This is a genomic window from Streptomyces sp. NBC_01224, from assembly GCF_036002945.1.
Classification (GTDB): domain Bacteria; phylum Actinomycetota; class Actinomycetes; order Streptomycetales; family Streptomycetaceae; genus Streptomyces.
Window position 1 is genome coordinate 9120937 of record NZ_CP108529.1, and the last position, 24908, is coordinate 9145844.

Consider the following 24908-nt stretch of genomic DNA (forward strand, 5'->3'; position numbering starts at 1 on the left):
GCTCCTGTCACCTCTCGACGGAAACTGCTGCACCGGCCGCTCGTGCCGGTCATCCCTTCGTGGCACCCCCTGTCAGACCACGGACGAACTGCTTCTGGAAGGCGAGATAGAAGGCCAGGACGGGCAGTGTGGCCAACAGCATGAAGGCGAACACCGCCCCGAAGTCCTGCTGGTAGGGGCCGATGGAGCGGAAGATCCCGACCGTCACGGTGTTCCCGGCTCCCGGGCCCAGGACGAGCAGTGGAGTCAGGAAGTCGTTCCAGACCCATACCCCGAGGAAGATCAGCACGCTGGCCGACGCGGGCCGCAGCAGCGGGAAGACGACCTGCCAGAAGATCCGGAAGCGGCCGGCACCGTCGACCGCCGCGGCCTCTTCGAGTTCGCGCGGGATCGAGCGGATGAAGCCCATGAAGACGAACACGGCGAACGGCAGGTAGTACCCGACGTCGACCAGCACGGCGCCCGGCATCGAGTGCAACAGGCCGATGGCGTCGAGGATCCGCGTGATCGGAAGCATGATCACCGCGGGCGGGATCATCAGGCCGGACAGCATGACGCCGAGGACGACACGGCTCCACCAGCGGCCCGACCGCACGAGATGGTACGCGGACATCGCGGCCAGCACGGTGGTGATGAGGATCGACGCCGCGGTCAGGGTGACGGAGTTGACGAGGCCGTACCAGAACAGCCCGTCCGGCCGGCTCAGTACGTGTTCGAGGTTGTCGAGCGTCGGCGGAAGCGGGAGCGCCAACGGCGATGTCACGACCTCGGAGCTGGGTTTGAAGACGTTGACCAGCGCCACGTAGAGCGGCATGCAGAAGACGGCCGCCACGCCGGTGGCCAACAGCGGCCGCATCCACGGCATTCGGGAGTTCACAGATTCACCTCTCGTCGTTGCAGGAGCCTGAGCACGGTCACGCTCGCTACCGAGACGACGACGAGCATGATCCCGGCCATCGCGGACGCCACTCCCGGACGTTGCTCGGAGAAGGCGGTGCGGATCACCGCGAAGGCCACGGTGGCCGTGCCGTCGGTGCCGGGGCCGCCGTTGGTGAGCACGGCGATCTGGTCGTAGACCTTGAACGAGCTGATCATCAGCATCACGGTGTTGATCGTCAGCGCGGGCGCGAGCAGCGGCCAGGTGATCGCGCGGAACTGCTGCCAGGGGCCGGCGCCGTCGAGGCTCGCGGCCTCGTCGAGCTCGGCGGGGATCCCCGCGAGCCCGGCGAGGTAGACCACGACGGCGAAGCCGAGCAGCTGCCAGACCATGATCCCGGAGACGGAGTAGATCGCGTACGAGGGATCCGTGAGCCAGCCCGGCGGGTGCTCGACCCCCAGCGAGACGAGCGCGCTGTTCAGCAGGCCGTCGTCCGCCAGGATCGAACGCCCGATCACCGACACCACCACAGCGGAGAGGATCACCGGTGTGAAGTAGACGCTGCGGAGCAGGCTGTAGAGCCGGCCCGGCCGGCGCAGCAGCAGGGCGATCGCGAGACCGAGCAGGTTCGTCAGCACCACCACGATCACCGTGATCACCACGGTGTTCCACAGGGAGTGCCGGAACTCCTCGTTCCCGAGGAGGAATCCGTAGTTGTCCAGGCCTACGAACGAGGTGTCCGGGCGCGTGGCGCGCTCATCGGTCATCCCGGTGTAGAGGGTCCACAGGATGGGCGCCAGGACCATCGCGGTGAAGATCGTGAGGGTCGGCAGGACGAAGACGGCGCCGGTTCCCGCTGACGACCACGTCCAGGTGCGGCGCCGGTGCGGCCCACCCGCGCGCCCGGACGGGGCCGAAGTGGCCGGCGGCCGGACGGGCCGCGGTATTCCTCCGGCGGCGTCGGTCCCCGTCCGGGCGGGCGAGGGGTGTGTCACTTCGAGAGCTCCTTGAACTTCGTGTTCAGCGTCGCGACGAACTTGTCCACGTCCGCACGGCCGTTGAGGAGATCGTTCAGTGCCGCGTCGACCTTGGGTATGAAGCCCGACGGCAGGGCCGGGACACCGCTCTCGTTTCCGAAGCTCGGCGTCACGGTTCCACCGGCCTGGGCCTTCTCGTAGAGATCGAGGGTGGTGTTGTACAGCGGCGGCAGGCCGGCCGGCGGCTTGTAGCCCTTGAGCGCGACGAACAGGCCGTCGTACCGCGCCCCGCCATCGGCGTTCAGCTTCGAGAACTCGACGGCCCACTGCTTGGCCTTCGCGACGTCGGAGGCCTTGGCGCTCACCGACAGACCACCGCCGGTGTAAACGGGCAGGACGAGCGAGCCGTCCTGCGTGGGCATGGGGAAGGCGCCGAACTCCTTCTGCTGCGCCTTGTCCGGGGACGCCGGGAACCACGAGCCCATCGGGTACATGGCGCCCTTGCCCTTGAAGAAGGCTTCCTGCGCCTGTGCGTAGGTGGCCGACAGGTTGTCGACGTTCTCCTTGCCCGCCAGTGCCTTCATCTTGGTCGCCGCGTTGACGAAAAGCGGGTCGCTGAAGTCGGTCTTGCCCGCGGTCAGCTTGTCGAGCCACTTTGGGTCCTTGGCGTAGACCTCGTCGGCCACCAGCTGGGCGAAGGTCCATCGCGGGCCGAGGCCGTCCGGTGCACCGCCGCCGATGACGAACGGCTTGATCCGCGCCGCCTTCAGCTTGTCGACCGCGGCGAGCAGGTCGTCCCACTTCTTCGGAGGAGTGGTGATGCCCGCCTTCTCGAAGTCCGCCTTGCGGTAGTAGATCTGCCAGGTCTGCGAGTTGGTGGGCAGCTGGTAGATCTTGCCGTTGAAGCTGTTCGCGGTCGGGCTGGTCCAGTCCGCCAGTTCCTTCTCGCTGAACGGGGCGAGCTTGCCGCCCTCCGCCAGTCCGGCGGGATCGATCGCGACCATGATGTCGGGCAGTGCGCCGGTCGAGTCGAGCTGGCGGGTGTACTCGTTGCGCTGTTCGGCGCTCGGCGCGACGAGTTTCTTGATCTTCACCCCCGGCACCTTGGCGCTGGTCCGGGCGATGATGTCGTCCCAGTAGGAGGCGGTGAGGTTGGGGGTCTCGAAGGTGAGCAGGCTCAACGTCACGTCATCGCCCGAACCACTCCCACCTCCGTTCCCGCCGCCGACGGCACAGCCGGTCAGCGCGACCAGGCCCAACGACACCGCTACCGCACCCCAGTTGGCCCGCTTGCTCATGAGGCCCTCCTTGCTGGTCGAACCCACCGGGGGAGGTCGCTCGGCCAGAATTTAGATAAGTAAGTTTCTTGTCAATATTGCTGTTGCGGCGTCAATTTAGATACCGTGCCGCCGTGAGTCAAGACATTGGTGAAACCCGGGGCAGCACGGCACCCGCAGGCCGTGCGGGCGATGCCCACCTCCTGCGCAGGCTCAATCTCTCGGCCACGGTGCGGGCCTTCCTCGACGCCCCGTCACTGACGGTCAGCGACGTGCGTGCGATCGTCGGAGTCTCCCGCCCCACCGCCGAGGACCTGGTGGCGACGCTGCTGGACGAGGGCTTCGTCCGTGAGGCACTCGACCGTCCGAACGGCGAGCGGTCGGCGGGGCGGCCGGCCCGGCGCTACGAGGTCGTGGCCGAGGACTTCGCCGTCGTCGGAGTCGACATCGGCGCCCACAAGGTGGCCGTGGTCGTCTGCGACCTGCGCGGAAACGTCCTGGCGGTACGCAGACGCAGCGTCGACTCCCGAGTCGGGCCGGCCGGGCGCATCGGGGCGGCGGCGCGTCTGGTCGAGGTGACCCTCCGGCAGACCGGGACGAGCGCGGAACACGTCCGCTCGGTGGCCTGCGGCATCACCGGTGTGGGCGCCAACGGCTCGGAGGTCATGGACATCCGCACCGTTCCCGCGGGCCAGGACCTGGACGTCTACTCACTCCCGGGTTTCGACCGGATCGACGTGGTGTCGGAGGTGTCGGAGCGCTTCAAGCGGGACGTTGTGGTCTCCAACGACATCCACCTCGCGGCGGTGGCCGAGCAGTGGCAGGGCGGCGCCGGGGCACGCGACCTCGTCTACATGCACGCCGGCCGCCGCCTCGGGGCCGCGATCGTCATCAACGGGCAGATCCACAACGGGCGGCATGGCCTGGCGGCGTCCGTCGGTTCCATGAAGATCCTGGGGTGGGCCGAAGCGATGGCGCAGCTCGACCGCGAGAGCCGCGAGCTCGCGGGCTCGGCCGCCGAGGAGTCCACCAGCGGCAACGTCCGGGCCCTCTTCGAAGCGGCCGCGAACGGCGACCGCACCGCGGTGCGCACCGTCGACCGCGTCGCCGAGGCCCTCGCCCTGGGCGCCTCCGTCCTGGTCCACGCCGTTGACCCCGATCTCGTCGTGCTCGGCGGCGGCCTGTCCCGCGCGGGGGACGTGCTCGCCGGTCCCTTCGAGCGGCACTTGGCCGCTACCTCCCTCAACAACCCGGAGTTCCGTGTGTCCCTGCTCGGCGACGAGTCCGTCGCCCTCGGCGCCGCCCGGCTGGCGCTCGACGACCTCAAGGAACGCCTGCTCGCAGTGCAGGCCTGATCCCCCCACCCCCCTCTCACCGCACCAGGGAGTCACCGAATGATCGAGCCCGGACGCGTTGCCGTGCCCGCGCCCACCGCCCCCGTGTCCCTCTCCGGACTCGGCGGGACCGAGACCACGACGATGGTCCTGCTGCCGAGGGCGGACGGCCTGCCCGACATCGGATGGGTGGGGTCTTCCCTGGCGGCGACGGACGTCCGGTCCCTGACGTTCCCGGCCTCGGTCGAGACCACGGCCTGGAACTCCTGGCTGATCGGTTCACCGGTCAGCGTGCTCCCGGAGCACGCGCGCGGCTACCTCGGACGGCCCGCGCTGCTCGGCCACCGGGTCGGCCCCGAAGGCCCCGGGAGCGACTGGTCCACCGCGTTCGGCCCCGCCTCGGTGCGGTGCGAGGACGGCTCACTCGTGGTCCGGACCACCGACGGGGCAGCGGGACTCGAACTGTGCTTCGAGGCCGAAGCCGTCCCGGGGGGAGGGCTCCGCCTCCGGCACCTGTTGACCAACGTCGGCGCCGGTCCCTACGTGGTTGACGCCCTCGACGTGGTCGTCCCCGTTCCGACCGGCGCGGGCGAGATCCTTGACTTCACCGGGCGATGGGCCCGCGAGCGGCAGCCGCAGCGCCGTGCCCTCGCGGACGGGCAGTGGGTCCGGGAGCACCGCCGCGGCATGCGCGTCCTCGACGGCACCGGCCTGGTCGTGGTCGGTAACCCCGGCTTCGGATACGGCCAGGGTGAGGTGCTCGGTGTCCACCTCGCCTGGAGTGGCAACCACCGGTACGCAGTCGAGCAGCTCAGCTCCGGCACCGCCGTCGTCCGGGCCGGCGAGTTGCTGCACCCGGGCGAGATGGTCCTCGCCGAGGGCGAGACGTACGCGATGCCCTGGGTGCACGTGGCCGCGTCCGCGCGCGGCCTCGACGGACTGGCGGACGCGACCCACCAGTACGTCCGGTCGCTCGCGGCCCATCCGTCCCGGCCCGCACCCGTCATGTTCAACCCGTGGGAGGCGGTCTACCTCGACCACGACCTCGACACGCTGACCGCGCTGGTCGACATCTCGGCCGAGCTGGGTGCCGAGCGTTTCGTGCTCGACGACGGGTGGTTCGCAGGCCGCACCTCCCTTGACGACGGCCTGGGCGACTGGACCCCGGACCCGGCGGTGTGGCCGCACGGGCTGGCACCGCTGGTGGACCGGGTGCACGAGAAGGGGATGGAGTTCGGGCTCTGGTGGGAGCCGGAGGCCGTCAACCCGAACTCCGCGGTCCACCGCGATCATCCCGATTGGATTCTGCGCACGGGCGACCGGTCGCCCGTGCTGGAACGCAACTGCTACCTGCTCGATCTCGGCCGGGAGGACGTGCGGACCCACCTGCTCGACGCCTTCGGCCGTCTGGTGGCGGCGCACCGGATCGACTTCGTCAAGTGGGACCACAACCGCGACCAGGTCGACGGCGGTGACTCGCGCGGCACCGGCCGGCCCGCTTCACGGCGGCAGACCCTCGCCTTCCGCGAGCTCCTCGATGAGCTGGCCCGCCGCCATCCCGGCATCTCGTGGGAGAGCTGCGCCTCGGGAGGCGGCAGGATCGACCTGGACGTGCTCGAGCGGGTCCAGAGCACCTGGGCCTCCGACGTCACCGATCCGCTGTCCCGCCAGCCGATCCAGCACTGGACCGCCCAGCTCGCCCCGCTGGAGTACCTCGGCGCTCACGTCACCGCACCGGTCTCCCACCAGACCGGCCGGACCAGCACCCTGGACCTCCGCGCAGCCACGGCCTTCTTCGGCCAGTTCGGCATCCAGTGGGACCTCACGAAGGTGCCGGCCCACGAGCTGGACCGTCTCAAGTCCTGGATCGGCCTCTACAAGCGGCACCGCGCGCTCCTGCACACGGGGCGGCTGACGCGCGTCGAACTGCCCGACGGTCTACTCGCGCATGGAGTGGTCGCCCGGGACCGGTCGGAGGCGCTCTTCTCCTATGCCCAGCTCGATGATATCGTGCCCGTGCCACCGCGGCTCCGCATCCCGGGACTCGACCCGGACCAGACCTACAGCGCCTCGCTCATCACGCCGGCCGACCCGTCGGTCACCTGGGAGGTCACGGGCGTCCAGGCCTCCGGTGCGGCACTGGGAGCACTGGGGCTGCCAGGTCCTGCGCGGGCACCTCAGAGCGCGGCGCTGGTCCACCTGCGCGCCGTCTGATCCGGCGGATGGCCTCGTCACGCAGCTTGAGCGCGAGTTCGTCGAAGTCGGACTCGAAGGCGAGGCGCTTGACGTCGCCGATGGGCGCTGTCAAGTTGTTGAGTATGTCGGTGCCTGACGGCGCGTTGGGGCATGGTGGGCTTGCGGTCCGGGCCTGTGGTCAGGCCGTGGTGGGCCGGCTGGCAGCTTGGGTGATCTGGTCCCGGATCGCGAAGCGGACGGTCATCTCGGCTCGGTGGTCGGAGGCTGTCATCAGGTGGCGGTGAGGGCGGAAGTGGGGCGAGATGCCGCTGAACGCGGACAGGAACCGCTGGGCCCCGCCTACGGAACGGGATCCCTTCATCGCGCGTTCACGCTGCCGCGTGGGCTGGTGGGAGTTCTCCGCCCGGTTGTTCAGGCCCTTGTGGGAGCGGTGTTCCACCGAGGGCATGACCTCGCGGTGCGCCGCGCTGTAGGAGCGGAGCCTGTCGGTGACGACCACCCTCGGCACCGTACGGGTCTTCTTTATCAGGCGGCGGAAGAAGCGTCTTGCCGCGGTCTTGTCCCGCCGATTCTGGACGAGGATGTCGAGGACGTTGCCATTCTGGTCGACGGCCCGCCACAGATACTTCAGCTCGCCGTTGACCTTGATGAAGACCTCGTCCAGGTGCCACTTGTCCCCGGGCCGTGGCCGACGGCGGCGCAGTCCGTCGGCATAGGCCTGTCCGAACTTCAGGCACCAGCGGCGGACCGTCTCGTAGGAGACGATGATGCCGCGCTGCAGCATCAGCTTCTCCACCTCGCGGAATGACAACGGGAAGCGGAAGTACAGCCACACGCAGTGGGAGATCACCTCGACCGGGTACCGGTGCCCCTTGTACGACGGCGCCGTACTGCCCACGGACAACCCCCTCCACCATGATCAACCCGAAGATCATCCCACCCGTCAGCCAACGTGACAGTGCCCGGCCGAGAGCTGTGATCGGTACCCCGTCGGGCGATCAACTGCTTCACAGCGAGGCCCCAGACCAAGCGCCGGTATTTGTCGTGGTTGTAGTCGCGGTCGGCGAGCACAACGTCCGGGCGACGACGCGGCCGACCGCGCTTGCGCGCGTACGGGCGGCACCGCTTCGAGCAGCGGAATGAGCTGGGTGACATCGTTGTGGTTGCCGCCGGTCAGCGAGACCGCCAGCGAGATGCCGGGGTGCTGCCGTTGGAATCCGCTCGTGACCCTCGGCTCGTGGGGTGTTGCGACGACCGGTTGAGTCTGGGGAATACACCTCAACTGAATACCGCACTCTACGGCCGGGCTGAACGCTGGCGGACCTCTACACCGCACTGCCGACCGTTGGCTCTGTTCATGAGAAAGGGTGCAGACATGGAAGAGTGGCGTCCGGAGGTTCAACAGATCCTGCGGTGACGGCTGCCTTTTTCCTCTGGGCCGAGGGCGGCTTGGCGAACGGCGGATCGGCCGTGGGGGCTTCGACTCCCTCGGGGCGGGTGGTCGTCGGCTCAATCGAGGGTGGCGAGATGATCGGCGTCGCCGCCGCGCCACTCGATGAGGAAGATGGTCGCGTCGTCGCTGGTGATGCCGCCTCGTTCCTGTTTCAGGGCGTGAGAAAGCGCGCGCACCACCGCCCGCACCGCGATGTGGTCACGGAGGATCCGGTTGGTCCACTCGATGAGTTGCTCCTCACCGAACTGTTCCCCGCCGGCTTGGTGCTCCTCGATCAGGCCGTCGGTGAAACACAGCAGCCGGTCCCCGGGTTGCAGCATCCGCTCGCTGACTTCCGGCTGCTCACCGCCGAAGCCGACCGGCAATGTGGTCGGGCTCTCCAGCCGGTCCACCACGGCGCGGTCACGGATCAGCAGCGGTGCCGGGTGGCCGGCGTTGACCCATTGCATCCGGCCCGTGGCGATGTCCAGACACATCATCTGCGCGGTGACGAAGTGGTCGGGGCCGAACTGCTCGTTGATGGCCTTGTCCATGAACGCGTACACCTGGGACAGATCCGTGTTGGCCCGTCGCGTGTGGCGATAGGCGCCGATGGCCACCGTCGCCATGGTCGCCGCGTCCAGGCCGTGGCCCATCGCGTCGATCATGGCCACATGAAGGATGTCGCCGTTGAGGGCGTAGTCGAAACTGTCGCCGGCCACGTCGTACGCGGGCTCCAGGATTCCGGCCACCTCAACCTGCGGAACAGTCATCGACAGCGGGGGCAGCAACGACCACTGGATCTCCGCGGCCACGCTCATCGGGGCGCTGCGCCGGGCCTGGAAGAACAGGTCGGTGTAGGCGTCCTTGGTGACGATCATGTCTGCGACCAAGCCGGCGAGTCTGCGCAGCAACCGCCGGTCGTCGTCATCGACGCTGTCCAGGGTGACGGCCATCGCCCCGATCTGGTCACTGCCGTCCAGCAGCGGCAGATACATGCGCACAGTGCCGTCCTGCGGCACCTCTACCGTTTTGCGGCTCAGGAACGCCTCGCCGGCGGGGGAGTCCTCGACCGGTTCGGGGTCACCGACCGTCAGCCGCCGTCCCGGTAGCGGCACCAGCAGCATCTGTTCGTAGTCCTGCAAGAGGATCGAGAGGTCCCGGCCACCGACCCTGGCCACTTCTTCCGCAACGAGCGGGGCGATCAACTGCGGCGGCATCTCGTGAGCCCGGTCCAGCAGCACACCCAGCAACCGCTCACCAAACCCCTCCGACCGGTCCACCTCAAACTTGCTCGGCTTCCGCCCGCCTTCGGTCATCGCTCCTTGCATCCCTTCGTACCGCGGCGTGGGAATTCAGTGGGCGGAGCCGGTACCAGGCGGTGTCAGCCAGGATGGGGAGCTGCTTTTCCCTCTCTCGGCGCTGGCGCCTTCAACACCCCAGCCACGTATTCCGGCTCACAGTGCCCCGACCCAATGCACACCCCGACACACTCGGATCCAGCGGGAAGTCAGCGGCGATCCGCTCGGAGAACGCTCACACGCCCTGTGCGCGCAGGGCTCCTCGCACGACAGTGATCAACCCCTACAGCCTGACACCGCTAACCGGCCCAACGAGTCGATTACGCCAGAGGCGGCATGTCGCACCCGGTCAGAACAGTTGGCATGCATAGTTTTCTGCGCAAACAGGTCCTCTTCCCGTGACCGGCTAACCCAGCGTGACCGACCACAGAAGCTGAACCAGAACCTGAGTATTGATGTCGCTTGGTGGTCGGGCCAATAGCTGTGGCGATGAGAGCGTCGGCGCCGAGGCCGACATCCGGATACCTAGCCTCGATCTTTCGTGGCGGTCCGTCGGTTTCTCTGACGGGCCGTTTCGGCTGTCGGGCCTGGTGGTGGGCTCGTCAGTGGCCCGGCTGTCGTGTCGGGTGGGCGCAGGGTGAACCGCCCCGGTTCGAATAGAGACTCGATTCCGTGAAAGGATTGAGTCATGGCACATGCCGTCGGCGTCGGTGAATCGCAACTGGGCGCCGGGGTGCGGCCGTTCTTTGCGGACGATCAGCCGCATCCCGTCCGGCCAGCCGTCCAGCACCACGTCCCTGGCGAGTTCGGTCACCCATGCCCCGTCACGGACTTCGCCGTCCGGCTCGACGGCTGGCGTCCAGGCCGAGGCTGGTACTTTCAAGATGGCCTGATGGGTGGCGTCGGTGATGGTCACGCCGACCGAGTACGACAGCCATTGGCCACGCTGCGTGAGCCAGGAGACGAACTCGTGGGTGCCGCGACCGGAGTCGGTGCGGATCAGCGTCTGCCGCCCCCGCCGGTACTTCCCCGGGAGCTGAGCCAGGGCGATGCGGGCGGCTCACCCGCCTGGCCAGCACGGAGCCTGTGGTCGGCGCCCAGCATCCGGCGGTCCAGCGGCCGAACTCGCGCTCCGAGCTTGGGAAACACTCGGCACTTGAGTGTGCACTTAGCCGCTGACCTGGGAGAATGCTCCTTGGTGGCCTCCTGGGAGTGATCCCCGACGCCCCCTGGATACCGTACCGCTCTTACCGGCACGTTGTGGCACGCCACCACCAGCCGCGAGAGTGGGTGGCGGCGTGCTTCTTGAAACAGGTGCCCTGGGTGCTTCACTGATGTCTGGGTGAACCCACTCCGCTGCAAGCAATGCGTACGCTGGCTGGGGCCAGGTGACTGTGCTTGAGAGGCTGGTTCAGCCGCGATTTTCTTCCTCGGTCTCCATGAGCCGGATTCCCTGGTGGGTCATTGAGACCATTGCGGGTGTGTTGCCGGGCTCCCAGTCGACGGTGATCAGACCCTCGCCGGCGAGGTAGGTACAGGCGGCGGCCAGGTCCTGTTCCGGGATGTGGAGGTCGTGTCCGAGTTTCGCTCCGGTGATGCCGAGGAGGCGGTTGCCTTCGGTGGCTTCGTACAGGTCGTTGAGGATCTGCTGGCGGTAGGTCTTCCGCTCGCGGAGTGTGGCCATGGCCGCGTCCTTTCGTGCGTGGTGTGTGCCCCGGTCCGTCAGGTCTCATCGGCGTGGGCGCCGGTGCCGGTGGGGGGCCTGCTGGTGGCCAGCCAGGAGCGGACGGGGCCGGCGGCGGTTTCGGTGTCGACGGTGAGGTGGAGCCGGGTGCCGCCGGCGGGGGTGGGGTAGCTGCGCTGTTCGGTGGCGTCGAAGCAGTGGCGCAGTATTTCGGCGACCGCGCGGGCGGCCTGGGGCGAGGCGGCGACGATACGGACTTCTGCGTGTCCGGCTGACCGCGGTGTCTGTGTCTCGTGAGGGTCCGAGGCAGGTGTCCTTTCGTCGGGGGCGGGCGACACGTCGGTGGGTGGGACGCCTGTGGCGTCCCACCCACTGCCCCCGGTCAGAGGAGGGTCTGGGTCATCGGCAGGGGTCTCCGTGTGCCCGCGGGTGGTGCTTGCGGCTGCGTCGGCGGACGCCGGGCAGGGCGTCGCTGAAGTGATAGGCGGCGATGCGCGCGTCGTGCTGTGTGTTGAGGAGGTGCATCTGATGCATTCCGATGGCGGTCATGACGATCACCGCCGCGATGAGGATGAGGGGCGCCATGCTTCTCACCGCTACGTGTTCCCGGGTGCGGGGAGGGCCCGTTGCCCGATCGGGTGCCCGAAGGGCGCCATGCATGCTCCGCCTTCGGTTTCCCAGGTGTCCTCGCGGCTTCGGGCGTCCCGTATGCCGCTGCTGATATCGGCTTCGTTGGCCATCAGCATGTCGGCGGTGAGAACGCTTCCGGGGATCGCGGCAGCGGCCATGAGACGGGCCGCGGCGGCGGGCTCGGTCTCGGGCGGGATCACGAGCAGGTCCCAGCGGCCGAGGGTGAGGGAAAGCAGGATCAGTTTGTCGGGGTGCTGTTCGGTGAACCAGCCCACATGGACGGTGTGCCCGGAGACGGGCACCTTGTGCGGGATGACGGGCCAGTGGGTGGGGTTCATGGTGACGCGTGTGATGCGTCCCCAGACCTCGTCGAGTGCGGCCACCAGCGGTGGAAGCTCCACGTCCAGGTCGCGGGAACGGGGCCACCAGGCCCCGTCCAGCTGGCCGGCGAGGGTGCTCTTCGGGGTGAGGGACAAGCGTGCCGGGAACTCTGATGCGGGGGCGCGGGGCGCGGTCCGGTCAAGGAGGGTGGCCATGGTGTGGACCTGCCCCCGGGCTGTCCGTCGGCAGCCCGGTTTTTTCGTGATCGCCGAAAATGACACCCGCGTGGGAGCCGGTGTGCGAAGTACTTCCGGTCTTTTAACTGTACGCCTGTTCGACGGACTCTGGCCGCTGCGACCAGGTGTTTTCCAGTGCAGGGTGGGAGCTTCCAGTCCCAGAATCAGCAGACGGCGCACCAAGGCTGTGCGGCCGTCTCGCCCACGGTGCCCTTCCTGGTCAGAACCAGCCGCCGTCGGCCTGGATGGTCCGGCCGGTGATGAACGAGGCATCGTCCGACACCAGGAACGAGACGACTGCGGCGATCTCGGCGGGCTGGGCCATTCTCCCGAGCGCACTCGCAGTGCGGATAGCGGTATTGAAGTCAGCGTCGACGTCGGGATGGACGTACTGGGAACCCGCATGGTCCGACATGTCGGTGACCGTTCCCCCGGGCGCGATGGCGTTGATGGTGATGCCGCGCCGGCCGAGCTCGGGGCTGAGGTTGAGCGCGATGGACTCGACGGCGGCTTTGCTCGACGCATAGCGGGCGTGGTGAAAGACCGCATCTCGGGGGAACCTCACCAACAGCATCCCCCGGGGTGCGGCGCCGTTCGCATGCCCAGCGGCCCGCACACCCTCCCGAGCGGGGAGGGCAGGGCGCCGGTCGGTATCACCAGGGGAACCGTTTTGTTCTGGTTCTCCAAAACAACCGGCTGCTGCTCCGGCGAGTGCGTACATCCGCAGGTGTCAGGGTGCAGCGAGCAGCACGGGCGCGGGCGCTGTATGCAGCAGTCGTGCATAGATCTCGCGTGGAACATTGCAGAACTGCGATGTTATGCAGCCGCCGGTGCGGAGATCGGCGCCGTGCTGCTGCCCACGAAGCAGCGCAATCGTTCGCCGGGCCAGGCTGGCGGGGTCAGCGGTGGATGGAGGGGTTCCTGCTCCCGCAGAGTGAAGCTGCCACCGGAGCGGATCGAGGCGCTGGACGGCAAGGGATGCGTGTGGGGCCGGGAGAGCGAGGAAGCCGCAGTCCAGGGCTGGCTTGCGGTATTCGGATGAGACGGTGCGATGGGCCTGTCCAGGTACGGGAGCACGTGCCCCTACCGGCGGAGTCCCGGAGGAACAACCCATCCGGCCCTTAGTGCTTTTGTTCCGTGATGGGTACGGGTGAATCATGACCGGCACCTTCACCACCCGCACCGTCAACATTGCAACCGGCGCCACTGAGACCATGCACGACCTGACGAACGCATGCTCCGCGTTCCTCCGGGAGGTCGCTCATGGGCGAAACGGACTGCTGAACGTTTTCACCCCCCACGCGACATCCGGCCTGGCCATCATCGAGACCGGCGCGGGCAGTGACGATGACCTGTTGGCAGCCCTCCGCGAAATTCTTCCCGCGGACGACCGTTGGCGAGCCCGCCACGGTCGTCCAGGCCACAGCAGTGACCACGTGCTCCCGGCACTGGTACCACCACACGCCACGCTGCCCGTAGTCAATGGTGAGCTGGAGCTGGGGGCCTCGCAGTCCGTTGTACTGGTGAACTCCAACCGGGAGAGCCCCGAACGCCAAGTCCGGCTGTCCTTCCTCGGCTGACCACACCACCCACGCGGTCCTGCGGCAGGCGGCGAGGGCGAATCCGGCCAGCAATGCGGCCGTGTCGCGGAGGCCGATCAGGTAGGGGGCTGCGGCGCGGTCATCTTGCGGAGCAGCAGCACCCTTGTCCCGGCCGGGTCGTGCAAATGCTGCGCTGCACCACGAACCACCATCCCAGCCACCACCACGACGATCAGCAGCACCATGCAGCAGCCGCAGGTGACCTCTGACAAGTGATCTTGACCGTGCCAGGCGACTTTGACCGCCCGGTTCAGGCCGCTTCGTCCGTTCCTACTCGCCGTCGCTGGTGGTCCGGTTCAGACTCCGGCGCCGGTTCTTCTCGGAGCGACGCACCAGCTCGCTCGCGGCGAGCGTCACGGTCGCCACGCCGCGGACCCAGCGGGGCCCGCCGCGCTCCGCCCACACCACACACGCACACCCGCCGGCGGCGAGCACCAAGACGCCGAGCAGCACCAGGCCGACCATGTTCCCCACCTCTGCGTTCATTCGTACGGTCCCGCTGATCATCTCAGGCCGGGAAGGGGCCCGCCGGGAACTGGCGCGCGAAGCGATCTCAGCCGCGACGGTCAGGGGGACGGGAGCGTGCTTCTCAGGAGTGGGGTGTCATTCCTTGCGGGTCGTTCTGCGGGGCGTACGTCTTCATTGTCTTGTCTGTCATGAGTGCTGAGATCCGGAGCCATTCCTGGTGTTCCACTTCGGCGGTGCGGAGCCATTCCTCGGCTCGGTAGCTGTCCAGTGCCTGCCCGGCGATGTCGCGCTGGTATTCCTGTGCGTCCTCAGCGGCGCGAGCGACGTCCTGGACCGTCATCCCGGTGGCCTGTGCCTGTACCCGGGCACGGTAGAACCGGGCGGTGCTGGGGGCGAGGGGGACGGGTTCTTCGAGGGGATGCAGCCAGACGGCGGGCAGGACGGTGTAGGTGGTGGCGGCGGGGAGGGTGACCTCGTTGCCGTCGGTGTCGGTGACGAAGCCGTCGATCTCGTACTCGGGGCCGGCGGGGAGGTTCAGAAGTTCGATCTGGTCGGCGGTGAGGCGCAGGGTGACCCGGTTGGTGGTGGTGGCCTCGTAGCCGTCGACGGTGGCGCCCTCGGGGTCGGTACCGGTGACGGTGAGGTCGAAGCGGTCGCCGCGGCGCAGGTTCAGTCGCATGTCGGCGGCGAAGTCGGCATGGGTGCGGGGGATACGGTGGCGGAGGGCCGGCGGCAGTCGCTGGGGGATCTTGACCTGGTAGGTCTCGCCGATCTGGATGTCCTGGACGCGCATGACGGCCTCCTGCCCCCTCTCCAGCCTCCCCCGGGCCGTCCCGAACCGCCAGGCCGGGGTGGGGAAGCGCCGCGTGGCGGCCCGGTAGAGCCCGCGGCCGGAACGTAGGAGAGTGCAGCCACGAGCTCCGTCTCACGCCCTCGCAGCCTTGCTGCGCAACGCGTCTACCTGCGCAAATGCGGTGTGAGGCTCACAATCTCCGCGTCTTCTGGGGGTTCCAGGCGCTCCTTTCGCGGGCGTGGCAGAGCCGGAACGGGGCCGCCGGGGAGGAGACCCTTGCGGCGCATGGCCTGGTCGCGGCTGCGGCACCAGGTGGTGCAGAACTTGCGGGGGCGGCGGGTGGCCTCGGGCAGCGGCTGGGCGCAGGTGGGGCAGTGGCCGGCCTCGATGACTGGGGCCAGGTTCTGGAGCAGCCGCCGGACGCGGTCTTGGTCTTCCGGGGTGTACGGCTCCGCGTCGGCCCGGCAGCCGGCGAGGAGTTCGGGGAAGACGGAGCGCAGCGCAGCGAGGTCTCGGCGGCAGGTGCCAAGGAGGTCGAGGTAGTTCTCCACCGGCCAGGTGGCCAGGACGGCGGAGCGGGAGAGGTAGAAGCCGACGGTGTCGATCCGGTGGTGGTCGGTGGTGTCGAGCAGGAGGTAGCCGAGGAGCTGCCAGGCGCTCGCCTTGGGGAAGCGGTGACCCAGCTCCTGCGCGCCCTGCTCGTGTTGACGAATCTCGAAGTCAACCGCGGATTTTGATCATCCCCACCTCTGACGCGGTGGGATCGCACGCTGATCCAGCAGCCCGATCCCTGTCCTGTCCTGTCCTGTCCTCACAGGGACGAGGACCCATGACTTTCACTGTTCTTCGCGGAAGCCGTTGTATTCGTCATTCATCAGGTCCCAGAAGGACCGGTAGCGGACCGCTCCGGGCAGCCAGTGGGCGAGATACCAGGCTTCCCACTCTCCGTCTGCGGTGACCACGCAGGGGTTGAGCAAGTAGACGTCGGTGGCGTTCGGGGTATGGCTGATCATCAGGGTGTGCGGCAGGTATTCGGGGCGGAGCGAGGTGGGGTCCTGGGCCTTGCCGTAGACGAAGTACTCCTCGTCACTCACCCGCGACGCCGTCTCCGTGGGTCCACCTGTCCAGCCTGTGATGAGTTCCGGGTCCAGGTCCCGGGCCCATCCGACTTCCTGGAGCGGCAAGATTCGGTCGATGGCATGGGTTGTGTTGAGCCAGCCGTTGCTGGTCAGCAGGAACTGCCGGTAGCTCGCCGGCAGAACGGTACCCAGGCGCTGTTCGAGCGCGCTGAGGTCTTCGCCGGTAGCCCCAGCAGCCCCCAGCCAGCGAGCTTTGCGCACTTTGCCGGGAAACGGCTCGGCCCGCTCCTGTTCGTGCAGTACAGGGTCGAGCCACTCGTCACTCCACCGTTGCAGCAGATCCCGCCATGCGTAGCAGCGCCCATCATCCTGATTTTGTGTGCTTCCCATGGCGGAAGGTTAGCCTCGCCGTTTCACTTGGGTACGGCGGCTGGTGGGGCGAAAAGGCGAAAGTGCTTTCCTGACCTGGGACGATGAACCTTGCTGAGGGGTTCTGTCGGTCCGGGCGGAGGGCACTTTCTACGTGCAGAGTCTCGGGTTGCGTCCCAGGGTCCATGTCAGTGCCGATGGTTCGGGGGTGGTCGGTCATGCCGGGGCACGGTTGCTGGCCGATCTCGCTGATGCCACTGGGCTGGCTGCCGCGTACTCCACTGCGCTCCGGTCGCTTCGGCCGCGCGGGACCGGGCATGAGCCGGGCCGGATCGCCACCGATCTGGCGGTGATGCTCGCCAATGGCGGCGAGGCCATCGCGGATCTGGCCGTACTGCGGGACCAGGCAGGGGTGTTCGGCCCCGTCGCCTCGATACCGACGGCCTGGCGGCTACTCGCCGACGTTGACGAATTCACCGCGCTCGCAGCCTTCCTGCTCGCCCAGCCGTGATCAGTTTTGCTGTGAATGACCCAGTTCGGACAGATCGCTGTAGAGGCGGTTCAGCGCGTACGCGCCCAGGCCGAGGCCCTGGTCGATTCGGCGTCGTGCGGCTGGGTTTCGGTAGTGGGGTTCTAGCCTCGGGCTTTCACGTGGCTGGGTGTCCGATGCGTGATCGGAAACGCGAAGAGTGCTCCTGACCTGCAACGATGGGACTTGTCTAGGGTCCAGGTCGGCGCATGAAAGAAGCACTCCTCAGGTGAAGAAGCGTATCGGGTCCTATCCGCGTGTCCGCATCGAGGGCGGCGGGAGCGGGGTGGTCTCGCAGGCTGGCGGAGTACTGCTGGTCGAGACTGCCCGTAAGACCGGCCTGGATACCGAGATATCGGCGGCGCTGAGGCCGTGGCGGCGGCCTCGGGCGGTGCACGATCCGGGCAAGATCCTGCTGGATGTGGCTCTCGCGGTCGCGCTGGGCGGGGACTGCCTGGCCGATGCGGGACTGCTGCGGGCCGAGCCGGCCGTGTTCGGGCCGGTGGCCTCCGACCCAACGGTCTCCCGGCTGATCGACACCCTCGCCGCGGCCGGGGACAAGGCCCTGACCGCGATCCGCTCGGCGCGCGCCGAAGTGCGCGAGTACGTCTGGACGTTGGCCAAAGATGCGGCGCCGGATAGGGGCGGCCAGGTGATTGTGGACCTGGACGGAGTGCTGGTCCTGGCCCACTCCGACAAGCAGGACGCGGCCGCGACCTGGAAGAAGTCGTTTGGACATCACCCCCTGATGGGCTTCGTCGACCACGGAAGCGGTGGCACCGGGGAGCCGGTGGCAGCACTGTTGCGGCCGGGGAACGCGGGATCCAACACCGCCGCCGACCACATCACCGCCACTCAACTCGCTTTGGCCCAGCTCCCCAAGCGTCACCGGCGCGGCCGGTCCACACTGATCCGTACCGACTCCGCGGGCGGCACCCATGAGTTCCTCGCCTGGCTCACGAAACGGGGCCGGTGGCTGTCGTACTCGGTCGGGATGACCATCACTGAGCAGATTCATCAGGCCGTGTTGAAGGTCCCGGCCTCCGCCTGGACCCCAGCGGTCGAGCCGGGCGGCGAGATCCGCGACGGCGCCTGGACCGCCGAACTCGACGGCGACACACTCAAGGGCTGGCCGAAGGGAATGCGGCTGATCGTCCGCAAGGAACGGCCCCACCCCGGCGCCCAGTTGCGCTTCACCGACGCCGACGGCCTGCGGCTCACCTGCTTCGCCACCAACACGACGGGCGGGAAGATCACGGACCTGGAACTGAGGCACCGCCGACGGGCGAGGGCAGAGGACCGCATTCGGAACGCACGGGCCACCGGCCTGCGGAACCTGCCCCTGCACGAGACCGCACAGAACCGGATCTGGCTGGAGATCGTCCAGCTCGCCCTCGACCTGCTCGCCTGGATGCCGATGCTCGCTCTGACCGGCAAACCCCGCCTCTGGGAGCCCCGCCGCCTGCGGTTGCGGCTGTTCTCCGCCGCTGCCCAACTCATCACCACCGCCCGCCAACGGCACCTGCGATTCGCCCACCACTGGCCATGGACCGACGTGATCACAGACGCGATCAGACGGCTCGACACCCTCCCGAACCCACGCTGACCAGCAACAACCCGTCCCGACGAGCAGAAGAGCCACCGACCGGAACCGTGGAATCCGGCGCCCACCCGATGCGACGATCGGGCCACCCGTATGCCCGCACACGCTCCACAACGACGCATTGGCCGCCAGCCGAAGCTGACGACCAATCACGAAAGATCGAGGCTAATGCCGGATCAAGCAATGAATGCCAGGTCGACGACGGCGCATAGGTGGTGGTGCGGGTCGGGGGAACGGCGTTCGGCCTCGGTGGCCTGGTACCGAAGCGAGCGCCCGCGCAGCACGTACTCGATTACGGGCCTGTCCTGTGCCCGCAGATCATCCCGACCGTGCAGGACCCCGATTCACTGGTCGTACCGACCCGGTCCACGTGACCGCCCGGCCCTCACACGCGCGGTTGAGGACGACGTTGTGACCCTTGGCGGGGCTGACGCCCATGTGTGCTGCTTCTCGGCGAAGTCGAGCTGCGTTCGGGGCCGCTTGGCGGAGCCCCGGAGTGACGAGTTTCACAATAGTTCAAAACTTGCGCAATAATTAAACTATGCGCATGGGTGCGAACGACTTGACGGGCTCGGAGAGCGCGGTGCTTGACGGCGGCCCCGCGGACGGGCTGTGGATGCGGGTCACCGGCCGGCCCTCGGTGCTGCAGGTGACGTACCCCTGCCGGCTGGAGGCCCCGCCGGGCGGCGTGCGGGTGGAGGCGCTTTATGTCTACCGCCGGGATCCCGGGGTGCGGAGTGAGCCGCTGAGGTACGGCTTCGACGGCGCCAGCCCCTGACGGCGCCGCCGCGTGCGGTTCAGTGGGTGGTGTTGGTGCTTTCCGTGGCCGGCCGGGCCGGAGTCGGCTCGCCTGTGGTCCGGATCGCCGAAGGTGCGACCTGCGCGGACGGGTCGGGATCGGAGGCGGTGCTCGTCGCTCCGTCCTCCTTCATGGCCTTGGTCTCGCTCTTGAGGATGCGCAGCGACTTGCCCACCGCCCGGGCGGTGTCCGGCAGTTTCTTCGAGCCGAACAGCACGATGACGACGATCGCCACAATCAGCAGATGCCAAGGCTCCAGACCGTTACGCAACATTTCCAGCTCCGCCTTTCGTCTCATCAAACGGGGCGCGCACCCAGACGATCAAGTCCGATGTGTTCGGTCGCACGTTGTGGCCGACTGGAAGGTGGGCGTGCTGGTTTCTCGCGACGCTGGTGGCGGCGTGCCGCAGCAGTGGCATGCTCCTCGCTATGTATGAAGATCCGCATGACAAGACAACGCCGGGGCTGTGGGGACGCATCGCGTGTGCCTGGGCGGTCGCTTTCGCCGTGCTCCATTTTTACTGGGCGCTGGGCGGCAGTTGGGGCCTCAGTGTCTCGGCAGGGCCCTTGGCCGAGGAACGCCCCGGGTGGTTCGTGGCGGTGGGCTTGTGGGGCGTGGGATTGCTGTGCCTTGTCGGCGGTGTGCTGGGATGGCTTCTCGCCAGGCCGCGGCCTCGTGGCCTGGCAGGACGGGTGGCCAAGGCCCTGGGGTGGTGTGTCTGCGCTGTGCTGCTAGTACGTGGCATCGCCGTCGAGGTGCTGCTGCTGACTGACGCTGCGGGCTCGGAAATAGACGTAAGCCCGGAACAGCGGCTGTGGACGCTGCTGCTGTGGAACCCCTGGTTCATGGTCGGCGGTCTCGTCTTTGGTTTGGCCGCACGGAGGTCCGGACGCACGGAGAGCCCGAGTAGCGGTGTCGCCTGACGGCGCGTTGAGGAATGCGAACGGGGTGTCCAAGATCGTGGCGTGAACGACGAACTGGATATCCTGCTGACCGCGCTGTACGTGAAGATCGACGACGAACTGGAGACTAATCGATGGATGGGCGGGCTGCCGAAGCTCACTGATGCCGAGGTGGTCACGCTCGCGGTCGCGCACGCCCTGCTGGGGTTCCACTCCGAGGCACGCTGGCTGCGGTACGCGAGGCGGCACCTCGCGCCGGTGTTCCCGTACCTGCCACAGCAGTCCGGGTACAACAATCGCCTCAAGACAGCATTGCCGGCCCCGGACCGCGCGGTTCCGGGTCGGTGGTGGACGCGGTGGCAACACGCGCCGGTGGTACGCCAGTGGCTGTGCCGACGGTCGGTATCTCGCCGTGCACCGCCCTCCAACAGGGCTGACACTCGGAAGCATGAACACAGCGGACATGTCACCGAGTGCCTCTTCGAACCAATACGGGGCATCGGACGCGGACGTTCTGGTGGTCGGGGCCGGCCCGACCGGCCTCCTCCTTGCGGGTGACCTACGCCAAGTCCGGAGCCGATGTCACGCTGTTGGAGCGACGCGATTACGAATCCAACCTGAGCCGCGCCTTCAGTCTCCATGCGCGAACCCTGGAGCAACTCGACGCCCGAGGTCCGGCCGACGAACTGCTTCGTATCGGCACACCAACCCGGGCGCTGAATCCGTTCTCTGCCTCAGTATCGACTTCTCCAGGATCCGAACGCGCTTCCCTTTCATCCTTGCCATTGCCAGAGCTCGTCCGGGATCGGGGAGCGGGCGGCCGCCGCGTTCGCCGTCACCTCGGCCGTCGAACGGCAGCCGAGGACAACCGAGTTGACGGCAGCATGCAGCGGCGGGGCCAGTCGTCAGGCGACGTTGGTGTCCCGCTCCATTGCCAAGAGGCGGTTCTTCAGCCGGTAGAGGCCGACCTGGCATGAAATGTGCCGAGCAGCGCGGTGGCGGATTCCTCGGCCAGATCCTCGGCATATGCGGGGAGGGGAGTTCCGGCCCGCAGGTGGCGGCGTACCAGTGCTAGGGGCAGGTCGACCAGGGCGAGAGCGACACACTCGGTGGCCTGGGGGCCCTCGGCGCCCAGAGCCACAGCGACGCAGGCGAGGGCGGTGCGCACGCGCTGGTTGCCGCAGTTCGCACGGTGGAGGTGTTCCTCGGACCAGTTGGAGCGCCCGAAGTCCTCAGCGCCGTAGAGGAGCAGAGCGGCTTCCTCGGGGTGGGTGCGGCTCCAGGCGACAACGTGGCGGGCCGCCGCGGGCCCGGCCCGCTGCGCGTCGGCATCCGCTTCGAGGATCTCGAAGTAGCCCTCCTGGAAGCTCTCGACCGTCCGCAACCACACTTCGGCGAGCAGAGCCGTCCGCCCCGCGAACCGGTGGTAGACCGAACCGCTCGGGGCTCCCACCTCCTTGGCTACCGCGGACATGGTCACCCCGGCCGGGCCCAGCGCGGCGGCCTGTCGCACGGCAGCGTCGAGGAGCTGGTTCATATCGAAGCGCGGTGGTCTTGCCATGTAATAGAGAGTATCCTCCACAATATTAGAGACAACTCTCTATAACGGGCTCGGGGGAGGACGCATGGGCGTCTACAACGTTCACGAACGCCTGCTGGCCAGGAAGGAGAGCGAGGTGGGAATGCTGATCGACACCCTTGCCGGCACCGATGACAAACTGTGGGCGCGAGAGCAATGGCCCCCTATGGAGTTCGACCGCCCCCTGGCGGCCGGGGCGGTCGGTGGGCACGGTCCCGTCCGCTACACCGTCACCGCCTACGTCCCCTCCACCTGGGTGCGCCTCACCTTCAGCGGGCCACGCGGATTCCACGGATTCCACGAATACACCGTCCTGGCCGTCGACAAGGAGCAGACACTGCTGCGCCACACCCTCGCCATGAACACTCGCGGCCCGGCCCGGCTCACCTGGCCACTCATCTGGCGGCCACTCCACGACGCATGCCTGGAGGACAGCCTGGACCGCGCAGAACTCGCCTGCACCGGAACGGTGGCACGACCGGCCCACTGGGGCCGATACGTGCGACTGCTGCGTAATCTCGCACGCTGACTGCCGAGCGCAGAACGTGACACCGCTCAGACACGGGGGTGGGTCGGCGGTACACCGGCATGTCGGGGAAGGTCGACGATTGCCAGGTCGGGGTGTTCGCCGCCTACGCCACCGAGCGTGGCAGAGCCCAGGTCGACGGGGAGCTCTACCTGCCCAAGTCCTGGACGGGGGACGGGGAACGCTGCCGTGCGGCGAAGATCCCCGAGGGGTGGGAGTTCGCGGCCGAGGGCGACCTGGCCAAAGCCGTCATCGCCCGCGAGTGAGCATCCACCGCGATGGCCCACAGCCACCGCCGTGGGTGCGTGGCGGGGATTCCGGTCACTGGTGATGGTTTCGCCATTCGGGGGCGAGGATCGCCCACATCTGCTTGTCGTGACGGGTGCCGCCGTAGGGCCAGTACTCGCGCCGTACGCCTTCGAGCGTCATGCCGAGCCGCCGGGCCACCGCAGAGCTGCGCTCGTTGTCGGCTCGGCAGTGCCACTCGGCGCGATGCATCCCCCGGGAGGTGAACGCCCACTCCAGCAGCGCGCGGCACGCCTCTGTGACCAGGCCGTGGCCCTCGGCGGCCGGCTCCAGCCAGCAGCCGATCTCGCAGGAACCGAAGCCGGCGTCGAAGTCCACGAACATCACGCCGCCGACCAGCGTTCCGTCGAGCCAGATACCGAAGAGGCGGCCGCCGTCCGCGGCCTGGCGCTCGGCGTACCGGCGCAGTGTGGCCCGCGCCCCGTCGAGGTCGTCGGTGACGAACCCCGGCCCGACCCACGGCCGGATGTGCTCGCGGGCCCGGTCCAGGTTGGCGGCGAACTCCTCGGCATGCCATATCTCCAGCGGGCGGAGGCGGGCGTTGTCCCGCAAAGAAAAGGAGAACATGATGACCCCATTCACATAACAAGCGTTACGGTTATGTACCGTAGCAGCATGCCACGCACCAAGGGGAACCATGAGGCTCGCCGACGCGACGTCTCCGAGGCGGTCTGGCGGGTGTTGGTCGCGCACGGGTTCGGCGGATTGACCATGCGAGCCGTCGCCGCCGAGCTCGACGCCACCACCGGCCTGCTCACCCACTACTTTCCCGCCAAACGCGACCTGGTTGTGTACGCCCTCGACCTGCTCGAACGGCGAAGTGCCTCCCGCCCTCGGCGCGCCGCCGACAAAGGCCTGTCCGCCGTGAGGGCCGCGCTGCTGGACGTCCTGCCGCTGACTGACGAGGCCACCGACAGCAACCGGATCTGGGTGTCCTCCTGGGACGCCGCGCTCGCCAACCCCGAGTTGAGCGGCGATTACGCCCGCAAGTACGCGCAGAGCCGCGACAAACTGCGCGACCTGGTCGCCGCAGCCCAACAACTCGGCGAACTGCCCGATGGCGACCCGGCCCGCATCGCGGCCGGCGCCCAGTCCTTCGTGCTCGGTCTGGTGGTACAGGCGCTGTTCGATCCCCCGGCGTTCCCACCTCACCGCCAGGCCGAGCTCCTTGACGACTACCTGGCCACGTTGACCTCTCCGCCCTCATCCGGAGGCGATCACGCGGTCCTGTCCTGACGGCCACGCTTCTCGGAAGAGTTATCGGGACTCGCGCGGCGGCCGACAGTGGTCGAGTGCCGCCGCCGTCTGCTGCCGGCCCGCACCGTGGTCTACTTCGTCCTGGGTCTGTGCCTGTTCAGCAGTTCCGACAGCGCCGGGCCGCCGGGATACCGGTCGGTTCTGCGCACGTTGACGGAGAAACTGCGGCACCTGCCGGGCGTGTGCGTGCAGCGCCTGCCTACGAGTTCGGCCCTGACCCGGGCCCGGCAGCGGCTGGGCGACCTCGGGCGCGTTCGCGTTCGGGCTTCGGCTGCTCGCCTGGGACGGACCGCGCTGGACGTCCCCGACACCCCTGCCACTGCACGGGAGTTCGGATTCACCGGCAAAGGCGGCGTCAATCAGAGCGGACACCCGCAGGTACGTCTGATGGCGCTGACCGAGTGCGGGACCCATGCCCTGGTCGACGCGGCCTTCGACGCGTGGCCACGTTCAGCGAGCAGCGGCTCGCCCGCCAGCTGCTGGCTTTCCTGCGGCCGGACATGCTGCTGGCGGCCGACCGCAACTTCTCCGGGTACGAACTGCTGGGTCTGGCCCGGGCCACCGGCGCCCACCTGGCCTGGCGGATCAGGAAAGACCTGGGCTTCGTCTCCGCAGCCCGCTGACTGCGGTTTGCCCGCCGCCCCCGCCCGTCGCGTGCGAGGGGCAGGTTTCGGTCGAACCGGTTGGAAGCGCGGAGACCGGGCCGCCGGCAGCGGACGCGTGACGGGATCCATGAGGCTGTCAGGTTCCAGACATGCCGGTTTCAGACAGTGAACGACCATTCTTGATCCGGGAGTTGGGCTTACAGACTGGGCGTCGCCTTGGATGCCC

Annotated in this window: 27 protein-coding genes and 7 pseudogenes; 15 read left to right on the forward strand and 19 right to left on the reverse strand. The window is 68.1% G+C overall.

Annotated features, from left to right (window positions below):
- Window positions 1-49: 49 nt before the first annotated feature.
- From OG609_RS41465 to OG609_RS41475, 3 genes are all read right to left on the reverse strand, one after another.
- Window positions 50-877, reverse strand: a complete 828-nt coding sequence (locus OG609_RS41465; protein ID WP_327277490.1) for a carbohydrate ABC transporter permease — start codon at window positions 875-877, stop codon at window positions 50-52.
- Entirely contained in the window at window positions 874-1683 is an 810-nt protein-coding gene (locus OG609_RS41470) for a carbohydrate ABC transporter permease (RefSeq protein WP_442818100.1), read from the reverse strand. Before OG609_RS41470 ends, OG609_RS41465 begins: the two co-directional genes overlap by 4 nt.
- Window positions 1684-1868: 185 nt before the next feature.
- Entirely contained in the window at window positions 1869-3152 is a 1284-nt protein-coding gene (locus tag OG609_RS41475; RefSeq protein ID WP_327277492.1) for an ABC transporter substrate-binding protein, read from the reverse strand.
- Between the two features lie 113 nt (window positions 3153-3265).
- Here OG609_RS41475 and OG609_RS41480 point away from each other — a divergent pair, with 113 nt between their 5' ends.
- A complete protein-coding gene (locus tag OG609_RS41480; protein ID WP_327277493.1) occupies window positions 3266-4486 on the forward strand; it encodes an ROK family protein in 1221 nt (406 codons plus the stop codon).
- 39 nt (window positions 4487-4525) lie between these two features.
- Window positions 4526-6679 (forward strand): alpha-galactosidase, encoded by a 2154-nt coding sequence (locus OG609_RS41485; protein WP_327277494.1) that lies wholly within the window; start codon window positions 4526-4528, stop codon window positions 6677-6679.
- Between the two features lie 160 nt (window positions 6680-6839).
- Here OG609_RS41485 and OG609_RS41490 read toward each other — a convergent pair whose 3' ends face one another.
- The 9 genes and pseudogenes from OG609_RS41490 to OG609_RS41530 form a co-directional block, all read right to left on the reverse strand.
- A complete protein-coding gene (locus OG609_RS41490) occupies window positions 6840-7559 on the reverse strand; it encodes an IS6 family transposase (protein ID WP_442818045.1) in 720 nt (239 codons plus the stop codon).
- A gap of 62 nt (window positions 7560-7621) precedes the next feature.
- Window positions 7622-7859 (reverse strand): annotated as a pseudogene (locus tag OG609_RS41495) (transposase); the annotation flags it as partial.
- A 311-nt stretch (window positions 7860-8170) separates the two neighbouring features.
- Window positions 8171-9412 carry a PP2C family protein-serine/threonine phosphatase gene (locus OG609_RS41500; protein ID WP_327277496.1) on the reverse strand — a complete coding sequence of 414 codons (1242 nt, stop codon included), beginning with the start codon at window positions 9410-9412 and terminating at the stop codon, window positions 8171-8173.
- Between the two features lie 676 nt (window positions 9413-10088).
- Window positions 10089-10451, reverse strand: a pseudogene (locus OG609_RS41505) (transposase); the annotation flags it as partial.
- Window positions 10452-10805: 354 nt separating this feature from the next.
- Complete coding sequence (locus OG609_RS41510) at window positions 10806-11078, reverse strand: hypothetical protein (protein WP_327277497.1); 273 nt, start codon at window positions 11076-11078, stop codon at window positions 10806-10808.
- 38 nt (window positions 11079-11116) lie between these two features.
- Window positions 11117-11329, reverse strand: coding sequence for a hypothetical protein (locus tag OG609_RS41515; RefSeq protein WP_327278362.1), 213 nt, complete (start codon window positions 11327-11329; stop codon window positions 11117-11119).
- 148 nt (window positions 11330-11477) lie between these two features.
- Window positions 11478-11663 (reverse strand): hypothetical protein, encoded by a 186-nt coding sequence (locus OG609_RS41520; protein WP_327277498.1) that lies wholly within the window; start codon window positions 11661-11663, stop codon window positions 11478-11480.
- Window positions 11664-11674: 11 nt separating this feature from the next.
- Window positions 11675-12244, reverse strand: a complete 570-nt coding sequence (locus OG609_RS41525; RefSeq protein ID WP_327277499.1) for a DUF5994 family protein — start codon at window positions 12242-12244, stop codon at window positions 11675-11677.
- Window positions 12245-12485: 241 nt separating this feature from the next.
- Window positions 12486-12830: an SDR family NAD(P)-dependent oxidoreductase gene (locus tag OG609_RS41530; RefSeq protein ID WP_327277500.1), complete on the reverse strand. Its 345-nt coding sequence runs from the start codon at window positions 12828-12830 to the stop codon at window positions 12486-12488.
- 592 nt (window positions 12831-13422) lie between these two features.
- On the opposite strand from OG609_RS41530, the gene OG609_RS41535 reads away from it, so the two are divergent.
- A complete protein-coding gene (locus tag OG609_RS41535; protein WP_327277501.1) occupies window positions 13423-13845 on the forward strand; it encodes a YjbQ family protein in 423 nt (140 codons plus the stop codon).
- Window positions 13846-13922: 77 nt separating this feature from the next.
- Here OG609_RS41535 and OG609_RS41540 read toward each other — a convergent pair whose 3' ends face one another.
- The 3 genes from OG609_RS41540 to OG609_RS41550 all read right to left on the reverse strand — a co-directional run bounded on the left by OG609_RS41540 (window position 13923) and on the right by OG609_RS41550 (window position 15127).
- A complete protein-coding gene (locus tag OG609_RS41540) occupies window positions 13923-14051 on the reverse strand; it encodes a hypothetical protein (RefSeq protein ID WP_327277502.1) in 129 nt (42 codons plus the stop codon).
- A gap of 85 nt (window positions 14052-14136) precedes the next feature.
- On the reverse strand, window positions 14137-14352 hold the full coding sequence (locus tag OG609_RS41545) for a hypothetical protein (protein ID WP_373302700.1): 216 nt from the start codon (window positions 14350-14352) through the stop codon (window positions 14137-14139).
- A gap of 103 nt (window positions 14353-14455) precedes the next feature.
- The gene (locus tag OG609_RS41550) at window positions 14456-15127 is read right to left on the reverse strand and encodes a hypothetical protein (RefSeq protein ID WP_327277503.1); all 672 of its coding nucleotides are present in this window, start codon (window positions 15125-15127) and stop codon (window positions 14456-14458) included.
- A gap of 374 nt (window positions 15128-15501) precedes the next feature.
- On the opposite strand from OG609_RS41550, the gene OG609_RS41555 reads away from it, so the two are divergent.
- Window positions 15502-15864 (forward strand): hypothetical protein, encoded by a 363-nt coding sequence (locus OG609_RS41555; RefSeq protein ID WP_327277504.1) that lies wholly within the window; start codon window positions 15502-15504, stop codon window positions 15862-15864.
- A gap of 99 nt (window positions 15865-15963) precedes the next feature.
- On the opposite strand, the gene OG609_RS41560 is transcribed toward OG609_RS41555, so the two are convergent.
- On the reverse strand, window positions 15964-16596 hold the full coding sequence (locus OG609_RS41560) for an SMI1/KNR4 family protein (RefSeq protein WP_327277505.1): 633 nt from the start codon (window positions 16594-16596) through the stop codon (window positions 15964-15966).
- 103 nt (window positions 16597-16699) lie between these two features.
- Between OG609_RS41560 and OG609_RS41565 the strand changes: the two are divergent.
- The 3 genes and pseudogenes from OG609_RS41565 to OG609_RS41575 form a co-directional block, all read left to right on the forward strand.
- A pseudogene (locus OG609_RS41565) lies at window positions 16700-17062 on the forward strand (transposase); the annotation flags it as partial.
- 271 nt (window positions 17063-17333) lie between these two features.
- Window positions 17334-18710: an IS1380 family transposase gene (locus OG609_RS41570; protein ID WP_327270970.1), complete on the forward strand. Its 1377-nt coding sequence runs from the start codon at window positions 17334-17336 to the stop codon at window positions 18708-18710.
- Between the two features lie 544 nt (window positions 18711-19254).
- On the forward strand, window positions 19255-19485 hold the full coding sequence (locus OG609_RS41575) for a hypothetical protein (protein ID WP_327277506.1): 231 nt from the start codon (window positions 19255-19257) through the stop codon (window positions 19483-19485).
- A gap of 19 nt (window positions 19486-19504) precedes the next feature.
- Here the strand turns inward: OG609_RS41575 and tatA are convergent, their stop codons facing one another.
- The gene (gene tatA, locus OG609_RS41580) at window positions 19505-19780 is read right to left on the reverse strand and encodes a Sec-independent protein translocase subunit TatA (RefSeq protein WP_327277507.1); all 276 of its coding nucleotides are present in this window, start codon (window positions 19778-19780) and stop codon (window positions 19505-19507) included.
- Window positions 19781-19935: 155 nt separating this feature from the next.
- Between tatA and OG609_RS41585 the strand changes: the two genes are divergently transcribed.
- From OG609_RS41585 to OG609_RS41595, 3 genes and pseudogenes are all read left to right on the forward strand, one after another.
- Window positions 19936-20430 carry a DUF3995 domain-containing protein gene (locus tag OG609_RS41585; RefSeq protein WP_327277508.1) on the forward strand — a complete coding sequence of 165 codons (495 nt, stop codon included), beginning with the start codon at window positions 19936-19938 and terminating at the stop codon, window positions 20428-20430.
- 42 nt (window positions 20431-20472) lie between these two features.
- Window positions 20473-20745, forward strand: a pseudogene (locus OG609_RS41590) (IS982 family transposase); the annotation flags it as partial.
- Window positions 20746-20872: 127 nt separating this feature from the next.
- Window positions 20873-21190 (forward strand): annotated as a pseudogene (locus OG609_RS41595) (FAD-dependent oxidoreductase); the annotation flags it as partial.
- Window positions 21191-21358: 168 nt separating this feature from the next.
- Here OG609_RS41595 and OG609_RS41600 read toward each other — a convergent pair.
- Entirely contained in the window at window positions 21359-21970 is a 612-nt protein-coding gene (locus OG609_RS41600; protein ID WP_327277509.1) for a TetR/AcrR family transcriptional regulator, read from the reverse strand.
- A gap of 64 nt (window positions 21971-22034) precedes the next feature.
- Between OG609_RS41600 and OG609_RS41605 the strand changes: the two genes are divergently transcribed.
- Complete coding sequence (locus OG609_RS41605; protein WP_327277510.1) at window positions 22035-22517, forward strand: SRPBCC family protein; 483 nt, start codon at window positions 22035-22037, stop codon at window positions 22515-22517.
- A 26-nt stretch (window positions 22518-22543) separates the two neighbouring features.
- Window positions 22544-22774, forward strand: a pseudogene (locus OG609_RS41610) (transposase); the annotation flags it as partial.
- Between the two features lie 61 nt (window positions 22775-22835).
- Here OG609_RS41610 and OG609_RS41615 read toward each other — a convergent pair.
- Window positions 22836-23387, reverse strand: coding sequence for a GNAT family N-acetyltransferase (locus tag OG609_RS41615; protein ID WP_327277512.1), 552 nt, complete (start codon window positions 23385-23387; stop codon window positions 22836-22838).
- Window positions 23388-23435: 48 nt separating this feature from the next.
- On the opposite strand from OG609_RS41615, the gene OG609_RS41620 reads away from it, so the two are divergent.
- The 3 genes and pseudogenes from OG609_RS41620 to OG609_RS41625 all read left to right on the forward strand — a co-directional run bounded on the left by OG609_RS41620 (window position 23436) and on the right by OG609_RS41625 (window position 24700).
- The gene (locus OG609_RS41620) at window positions 23436-24056 is read left to right on the forward strand and encodes a TetR/AcrR family transcriptional regulator (protein ID WP_327277513.1); all 621 of its coding nucleotides are present in this window, start codon (window positions 23436-23438) and stop codon (window positions 24054-24056) included.
- A 48-nt stretch (window positions 24057-24104) separates the two neighbouring features.
- A pseudogene (locus OG609_RS46550) lies at window positions 24105-24308 on the forward strand (transposase domain-containing protein); the annotation flags it as partial.
- A gap of 209 nt (window positions 24309-24517) precedes the next feature.
- Window positions 24518-24700 (forward strand): hypothetical protein, encoded by a 183-nt coding sequence (locus OG609_RS41625; RefSeq protein ID WP_327277514.1) that lies wholly within the window; start codon window positions 24518-24520, stop codon window positions 24698-24700.
- The last annotated feature ends 208 nt before the right edge of the window (window positions 24701-24908 follow it).

Excerpts from the sequence above, each read along its gene's own strand:
- OG609_RS41470 (WP_442818100.1), bottom strand. The coding sequence starts at position 1,683 with ATGGTCCTGGCGCCCATCCTGTGGACCCTCTACACCGGGATGACCGAT.
- OG609_RS41475 (WP_327277492.1), bottom strand. The coding sequence starts at position 3,152 with ATGAGCAAGCGGGCCAACTGGGGTGCGGTAGCGGTGTCGTTGGGCCTG.
- OG609_RS41485 (WP_327277494.1), top strand. The coding sequence starts at position 4,526 with ATGATCGAGCCCGGACGCGTTGCCGTGCCCGCGCCCACCGCCCCCGTG.
- OG609_RS41500 (WP_327277496.1), bottom strand. The coding sequence starts at position 9,412 with ATGACCGAAGGCGGGCGGAAGCCGAGCAAGTTTGAGGTGGACCGGTCG.
- OG609_RS41510 (WP_327277497.1), bottom strand. The coding sequence starts at position 11,078 with ATGGCCACACTCCGCGAGCGGAAGACCTACCGCCAGCAGATCCTCAAC.
- OG609_RS41520 (WP_327277498.1), bottom strand. The coding sequence starts at position 11,663 with ATGGCGCCCCTCATCCTCATCGCGGCGGTGATCGTCATGACCGCCATC.
- OG609_RS41525 (WP_327277499.1), bottom strand. The coding sequence starts at position 12,244 with ATGGCCACCCTCCTTGACCGGACCGCGCCCCGCGCCCCCGCATCAGAG.
- OG609_RS41535 (WP_327277501.1), top strand. The coding sequence starts at position 13,423 with ATGACCGGCACCTTCACCACCCGCACCGTCAACATTGCAACCGGCGCC.
- OG609_RS41540 (WP_327277502.1), bottom strand. The coding sequence starts at position 14,051 with ATGGTGCTGCTGATCGTCGTGGTGGTGGCTGGGATGGTGGTTCGTGGT.
- OG609_RS41545 (WP_373302700.1), bottom strand. The coding sequence starts at position 14,352 with ATGAACGCAGAGGTGGGGAACATGGTCGGCCTGGTGCTGCTCGGCGTC.
- OG609_RS41550 (WP_327277503.1), bottom strand. The coding sequence starts at position 15,127 with ATGCGCGTCCAGGACATCCAGATCGGCGAGACCTACCAGGTCAAGATC.
- OG609_RS41560 (WP_327277505.1), bottom strand. The coding sequence starts at position 16,596 with ATGGGAAGCACACAAAATCAGGATGATGGGCGCTGCTACGCATGGCGG.
- OG609_RS41575 (WP_327277506.1), top strand. The coding sequence starts at position 19,255 with ATGGGTGCGAACGACTTGACGGGCTCGGAGAGCGCGGTGCTTGACGGC.
- tatA (WP_327277507.1), bottom strand. The coding sequence starts at position 19,780 with ATGTTGCGTAACGGTCTGGAGCCTTGGCATCTGCTGATTGTGGCGATC.
- OG609_RS41585 (WP_327277508.1), top strand. The coding sequence starts at position 19,936 with ATGTATGAAGATCCGCATGACAAGACAACGCCGGGGCTGTGGGGACGC.
- OG609_RS41600 (WP_327277509.1), bottom strand. The coding sequence starts at position 21,970 with ATGGCAAGACCACCGCGCTTCGATATGAACCAGCTCCTCGACGCTGCC.
- OG609_RS41605 (WP_327277510.1), top strand. The coding sequence starts at position 22,035 with ATGGGCGTCTACAACGTTCACGAACGCCTGCTGGCCAGGAAGGAGAGC.
- OG609_RS41615 (WP_327277512.1), bottom strand. The coding sequence starts at position 23,387 with ATGTTCTCCTTTTCTTTGCGGGACAACGCCCGCCTCCGCCCGCTGGAG.
- OG609_RS41620 (WP_327277513.1), top strand. The coding sequence starts at position 23,436 with ATGCCACGCACCAAGGGGAACCATGAGGCTCGCCGACGCGACGTCTCC.